Annotated in this window: 6 protein-coding genes and 2 pseudogenes; 4 read left to right on the top strand and 4 right to left on the bottom strand. The window is 56.5% G+C overall.

Features of this window, described 5'->3' with window-relative positions:
• Nucleotides 1-346: 346 nt before the first annotated feature.
• Nucleotides 347-526, top strand: a complete 180-nt coding sequence (locus HV796_RS39830; protein WP_175233236.1) for an SEC-C metal-binding domain-containing protein — start codon at nucleotides 347-349, stop codon at nucleotides 524-526.
• A gap of 175 nt (nucleotides 527-701) precedes the next feature.
• Entirely contained in the window at nucleotides 702-1,367 is a 666-nt protein-coding gene (locus tag HV796_RS39825; protein WP_217478191.1) for a hypothetical protein, read from the top strand.
• Nucleotides 1,368-1,523: 156 nt separating this feature from the next.
• On the opposite strand, the pseudogene HV796_RS39820 reads toward HV796_RS39825, so the two are convergent.
• Both HV796_RS39820 and HV796_RS39815 read right to left on the bottom strand, forming a co-directional pair.
• Nucleotides 1,524-2,172: pseudogene (locus tag HV796_RS39820) on the bottom strand (IS6 family transposase); the annotation flags it as partial.
• 198 nt (nucleotides 2,173-2,370) lie between these two features.
• Nucleotides 2,371-2,847, bottom strand: coding sequence for a hypothetical protein (locus HV796_RS39815; protein WP_175233234.1), 477 nt, complete (start codon nucleotides 2,845-2,847; stop codon nucleotides 2,371-2,373).
• A 104-nt stretch (nucleotides 2,848-2,951) separates the two neighbouring features.
• Between HV796_RS39815 and relB the strand changes: the two genes are divergently transcribed.
• Nucleotides 2,952-3,410 (top strand): type II toxin-antitoxin system RelB family antitoxin, encoded by a 459-nt coding sequence (gene relB, locus HV796_RS39810; RefSeq protein WP_175233233.1) that lies wholly within the window; start codon nucleotides 2,952-2,954, stop codon nucleotides 3,408-3,410.
• Entirely contained in the window at nucleotides 3,407-3,718 is a 312-nt protein-coding gene (locus HV796_RS39805) for a type II toxin-antitoxin system RelE/ParE family toxin (RefSeq protein WP_175233232.1), read from the top strand. The genes relB and HV796_RS39805 overlap by 4 nt, the downstream gene beginning before the upstream one ends.
• Before the next feature lie 503 nt (nucleotides 3,719-4,221).
• Here HV796_RS39805 and HV796_RS39800 read toward each other — a convergent pair.
• Both HV796_RS39800 and HV796_RS39795 read right to left on the bottom strand, forming a co-directional pair.
• Nucleotides 4,222-4,908, bottom strand: coding sequence for an F-box protein (locus tag HV796_RS39800; RefSeq protein WP_175233231.1), 687 nt, complete (start codon nucleotides 4,906-4,908; stop codon nucleotides 4,222-4,224).
• A gap of 353 nt (nucleotides 4,909-5,261) precedes the next feature.
• Nucleotides 5,262-5,654: pseudogene (locus HV796_RS39795) on the bottom strand (DDE-type integrase/transposase/recombinase); the annotation flags it as partial.
• Nucleotides 5,655-5,831 lie beyond the last annotated feature (177 nt).

Raw genomic sequence — 5,831 nt, 5'->3', positions numbered from 1 at the left:
CGCTGCGTCCGTTTTGCAGTAAGGCCGTATATACAGCCGCAGCCGATCCTGGACGTCAAAGCATGCGAAATTGCTTCGCAAACGGGAGGCGTTCATATACATGCACATGATTCGCAAAGGGCAGATGAAGAGCGATGACGTTGAGCGAACGCTTGCCGCGTAATTCTACTCGCTGCTTGCATAAGCAGTCCTACTCACACTACAGCGCCGCTCGTCCTGTCTCCCTTATTGCGACAAAACCGCCCGCAGCAACATCACGCATTCGCATTTTTCGCTGGTCGATTCGGCGCGCCATATCCACCGGTACTGGGTCGGGCCGCGCAGACAGCAGATCGCGCACGGCGAAATGCCCGGCGTGATTGCTGCCAGCCAGCCGCGCCAGCGCGAACTGAAAATCGGCCGCAACGATCCCTGTCCGTGTGGGTCAGGCCGGAAATACAAGCGCTGCCACGGTTCGAACGGCCTCACGAGTCGAAATGGGACACTCCCATTTCGGTCATGCCGTTCGCGTTTCGCGAATGATTGACCTCCCAAGGTTCGCTGCGCACATCATACCGGTCATGCGTGTATCCATGGCACTGTCGCTCGGTGGGGAATGGAACGGATAGGGTGTGAAAACTGGGGATTTCTGCAAACTGCGCAATTGGATTATCTCCGATTGCCTAATATAGGTTGCGCCGAATGGCATGAGGGAACAAGATATGGGTCTCTTGGACAAGATCAGAAATAGCTTTTCGCCGAACTCCGGTAGCGTGACTCCCGGCGATCCAACCACCGCGCGCCCTGCACGTAGCGGTAAGGCACAAAGCGTTACCCCTTCATCGATGCTGGCTCCGCTTTCGAAGCAGATTGCGCGGACCGCTTATGAAAGCACGCGCCTGTTTCATGGCACAACGAATAAACATGCCACGAATATTCGTGCGAATGGTTTTCGATTAGATGAAAAACCGAGCAATCAGGAACGGCAACGCATTCCGGCTGGGCAACGTGCCGTGTCGTCCACAAGGGGGTGGATGGAGGCTCTGAATGAGTCTGCGAGAACCCATCACTTTCTAACGGGGAAAAAAGATACAGCAGAGTTTTACGCGACGCTTGGGTCTAAGACACACCCTGGAAAGGTTCTGATACGAACTATAGGATTACCGTCTGAAGATATCCCTTTTGAGGCGGACCCTTTTGACGACAGAGCTTTACGCACATCCAAGGATATTCCGAAAGAGCATGTACTAGGCAGAAAAACTGACCCGTCCGGGGATGACGCGCGAATTTTTCAAAACGAGTTGCACAAAAATGGGCTGAATGTCGACCTACAGACTGCAGGCCAGTTGCTACGCGAAGTACAGTCTGACGATGAAGAAGATTTTTAGGGTTGCGTCACGATAAGGTGAGGAGTTGAGGGGGATCTGGTGCAAATAGACGAGCGAGTTGAGCAGTTTCTGATATAAAGGATGCCTTATCGAGTTGAGAGGAGCATCCCATACGGTGGGCGTGGTGGCATCCCCGAAGCCGAGCCTCGCGAGATCGAACTGATCCTTGCGAATGCGATGCATCAACTCGATGCCTGAAATCGTGGTCGCTGCGCTACTGAACCGTTTGAAGCCAAGCATCACGTTCGTTCTGGATTTGATGTGGCGATAATCCTGCTCGACCAGGTTGTTCAGATACTTCGAGCTTCGAACCCTCGTGTCTTCGGGCAGCAGGCCGTCGGCCTTCATCTCGCGCACCGCCCGGTGCGAGGCAGCGTAGCCATCGGGCGTGATCGTCTCTGGCGGCTGGCCCTGATGCCTGATAGCCTTGCTGAAAAAGGCTCTGGCTGCGGCCACATCGCGCTTTGCCCTGAGCATGAAGTCCACCGTCTGGCCAGCCCGATCCACCGCCCGGTACAGGTAGACCCACCTGCCACGAATCTTCAGGTAGGTCTCGTCGACACGCCACGAGCGACCCACGGGTGTAGCAAAGCGGTTCCAGCGTTTGACGAACTCAGGCGTATAACGCCTAACCCAGCGAAGGATGGTCGTGTGAGCCAGCGACAAACCCTGTTCGGCCATCATCCCGACCAGATCGCGTAGGCTACAGCTTGTAGCGCAGGTACCAGCGAACACACAGGATGATGATTTCCCGATCAAAATGCCGTCCATCGAACAACCCCTCCAGCCCCTTGCGTTTGATCATCACCGGCTACCCCGTTTGATAGGCTCGCTACTTTAACCTATTCGCCGAGCATATTTGCACCAGAGCCATGCATCGCATTCGCAAGGATCAGTTCGATCTGCGAGGCTCGGCCTCGGGGATGCCACCACGCCCACCGTATGGGATGCTGTCCTGTCAACTCGATAAGGCATCCTTTATATCAGAAACTGCTCAACTCGCTCATCTATTTGCACCAGATCCGACAACGGTACGCGTGCCATCTTCCGCGACGTGATACGTCGGCTTCGGGGCCGCAGCCTGTCGAGCCGCACTGTCGCTGAGCAAATGTGCCTGCAATGGCAGCAGTTCGACAGGTAGCCGTCCCGCATCCATACGGCACAGACGAGAGAGCAAACCGCCAAGCTTCGGTGCAACCAACAGATAGTTGGGCGTCGAGAAAATCAGGTCTTTCGGCACGCCGATCTCGGCCAACATTTCTTTGCCGCGTCGAATGCGATTGCCAACGGTACGCCCCGCGTCCGCCGACATCGCGGCCTTCATGTGATCGAAGTCCTCGGCACGCAGCACGCCGAGCGCAATGAACGTCGTGCGGCATTTCTCAATGGTCGCGCGACCCTCCTCCTCAGTGGAGAAGGTCGCGGACGTGATGACCCGGTAGTCCCATCCGCTACCGGTGTGGCTGGTACCTCTATACATCCCATTAATCCAAGTGCGATAGATAGCCCGCATGCTATACCAAATAGTAGATATTTGGTATCATGCTAATTTGTTGATTGGCTAAATGTTAAAGGAGCGCGATCATGGCGGCGATGCCGGAAACGATCGACCAGGGCATGCTCGAAAAGCTCGTCGAGTCGCACAGCGTCCGGGGTGCAAATGTTGTCGCACAGACGGGCGGGTGGGGCGTGGTGATTCTCTACGGCACCAAGGAAGGGATGCTCGCCGTTCGACGCGGGAATGTGCGCACCTGGACGAAGCTCGATACGCTCGTCGGCTTTCTGACCCGCATGGGCATCAATCAGTTCGAGGTCGACGCGAGCAATTTCGATCCGAACGTTAAGACGACACGCACGCGCCACGATTCATCGGAGCGGCTGCGCGACGCGCACGAAGCTGCAGCGTACGACAAGTGGTTCCGCCAGCAGGTGCAGGAATCGCTCGACGATCCGCGCCCTAGCGTGCCGCACGAAGTTGTGAAGGCCGATATGGCGGCACGCCGCGCCAAACTCCTGAAGAAGATCAAGGGAGGTAAGGCTTGATCCTAGAGTGGCGCGCGCGAGCGCGAGAAGACCTCGCAAACCTCATCGAATGGATTGCTGCAGATAGCCCGCTTGCCGCCCTCGAAATGGATAAGCCGATCGAACAACAGACCGACGCGCTACCGGAGAACCCCGAGTTGTACCGCGCAGGGCGCGTCCGTGGGACACGCGAAATGGTCCTGACGCCGAACGTCATCCTCGTCTATCGCGTCCGGCCACGCCTCAAGATCATCGAGATCGTCCGCATCATCGGCGCTCGGCAAAACTACCCGAAGACGCAGAGACGAACCTCGACCGCCGAGCACTAACGCGCCCTGTGCATGCCCAAGCGCATCGGGTGGGGGCATCACAGATGCGAGCCCCGATTGTGCCGCTTTTCCCGGCATATTCAGGGCGAATCATGCTCCATGAACAGCGGGATCGTGGGTAGCATTGCCGGCATCATTACGCTGGAGATGTAGCATGCTGAATAGGTGCGCGGAATACGACGACGTTGTCGAGCCGTTCGGATAATCGTGGAATCAGCGTTCGCTTTAGCGTGGAATGACCGTTCGGTTTGGCTGGAATACGCACTCGGCAATCGCGTCAGCACCGTTGCGGTCGTTACAGCGCGCCCATTATCCGCCATCAATTCGTGTAGTCCGACGCCTCTAACCCATTCACTGTCTCCGCTTGCACCGAGCCCATACTCGCACAGGCGACGGTGCCGCCCGTGCGATCGCGGAGCCTGCACACAGGCTACTCGCTGCGGTGCGCCGACGATCGGCGGTTTAGTGGCCGCCCCCTTCCACGGGTCAAATCCGCACAAAACTCAGCCTCTAAACTTATCGACAACTTGAGAATACGCCGTTGTTCGATGCGCCGCCGGTAGCAACGAGGACGCACGAAGTAACATTCCGGCTGCTGTCTCACGGCCGGGCGTGGCGGGTTGCTGCGCGAGTAGGTTGAAAACACGATCGAATGCGCCCGGTTGGTCGGCTTCCGGCAAATCCGCAATTGAATCGATGAGGTTAGCAAGCGGCTCGCTTGCGCGTTCGGCAAACCGAACCTCAAGCGCACTGATTATGCGATCGAACGCCATTGCCCGATCTGAGATCAGCAGAGATGAGATAGAAGAACCGAATGCTGTTAGCGGTGCAATAGCGTATGGGGCAGACAAACTATCGAGTGCGTCAAGAGCCTGACTAAGCGCTATCGTCCTGTCGGGCACCGCAAGTCTACGAGTCGAATATGCAATGCTTGACATCGCAGCACTGCGATGTTGCGGGGGAATGCGTTCGAGCGCTGCAAGTGTTCCGGGCAGGTCCTCGATTGTACGCAGACCAGCTGCCCGCTGTGTAATTCTGGCGGCGTCCTCGTGAATGCTCAGATGGGTCTGTAGCTTTTTACTCGTGCTGGCCAAAGCAAGCACGTCCTTGGGTTCAAGAAAGGACGCGATCTCATGGATATCCTCCCTAGGCAAATTCTGTAACTCTCTCGCCACGGTGGTTTTTTCCAAGGCTGAAAGCAGCCCTGTGGATGACCGCAATGTTCCGGGCGCGCCCGGAGACTGTGCTTGATGCGGAGATAACGAGGGTGTTTCTCTCCTAAGTTCACGGGGGCGGACGGAAAAGGTATCTGATAATCGCGGGTTTAGCATAGAGAGTCATAAGGGTCATTGTTAAAAGAAGCACTCTACGACACGATGGGCATGTTACACACGCCGACCAGTAATGAAACTCACCGGGGCGAAAAAGGGTTCTGCTAGATGAAGGGGGCTTTCCTTGTGGCGAGCTGGGCCGAGGTATCAAATGAGGTTGTGTCGCGATAAGGTGGTCGGGACGAGCAAGCCCCAATACAATCAGGAGTGCGTTACATAATTAGAGAGTAGAACTGCGCGGCAACCGTTCGGTCGCCGCTGTCGTCTTTCATCTGCTCCTTGCGGATCATATGCATGATCTCGATGCCGGCCAGGATGATGCGAGCACACCGGAAATCCTTGAAACCCATCATTGGTTTGATGATGCGTTTGATGGCGCGGTGATCCTGCTCCACGATGCTATCAGATACTTGTTCTGGCGGACCTTGATCGGTGTCGAGCGCTCGGCGTTGAGCGCTTCGAGCGCGGCCAGATTGGCACCGCTCCTGTCCACGGTAATCGTGTCGGGCTCGCCGTTCTGTTCAATCGCCTTCTCGATGGGCGCGCAGCAGGAAATTCACCGTGTTGCCCGCCTTGTCGACGGCACGGTACAGGTACTTCCATTGGTTCTGGTAATCATATAGCCGGCCCCCTCCCGTTCGGGTCGAACGGCTGGCGTAGAGTCGAGGTGAGAACAGCGACGTGACGCACAGGAGGCCGGTATGAACAGGTTTAGTGGAATCGATCTGCACTCGAACAACAGTGTAGTTGTGGTCAGCGATGAAGCTGACCGGGTTCTCTAC

The organism is Paraburkholderia humisilvae (genome assembly GCF_902859855.1).
Taxonomy (GTDB): Bacteria; Pseudomonadota; Gammaproteobacteria; order Burkholderiales; family Burkholderiaceae; genus Paraburkholderia; species Paraburkholderia humisilvae.
This window is presented reverse-complemented; position numbering and strand designations above follow the sequence as displayed.

What these genes read in the sequence shown, in the direction of transcription:
- HV796_RS39830 (WP_175233236.1), top strand. Translation starts at nt 347, where the DNA reads ATGCCCGGCGTGATTGCTGCCAGCCAGCCGCGCCAGCGCGAACTGAAA.
- relB (WP_175233233.1), top strand. Translation starts at nt 2,952, where the DNA reads ATGGCGGCGATGCCGGAAACGATCGACCAGGGCATGCTCGAAAAGCTC.
- HV796_RS39815 (WP_175233234.1), bottom strand. Translation starts at nt 2,847, where the DNA reads ATGTATAGAGGTACCAGCCACACCGGTAGCGGATGGGACTACCGGGTC.
- HV796_RS39825 (WP_217478191.1), top strand. Translation starts at nt 702, where the DNA reads ATGGGTCTCTTGGACAAGATCAGAAATAGCTTTTCGCCGAACTCCGGT.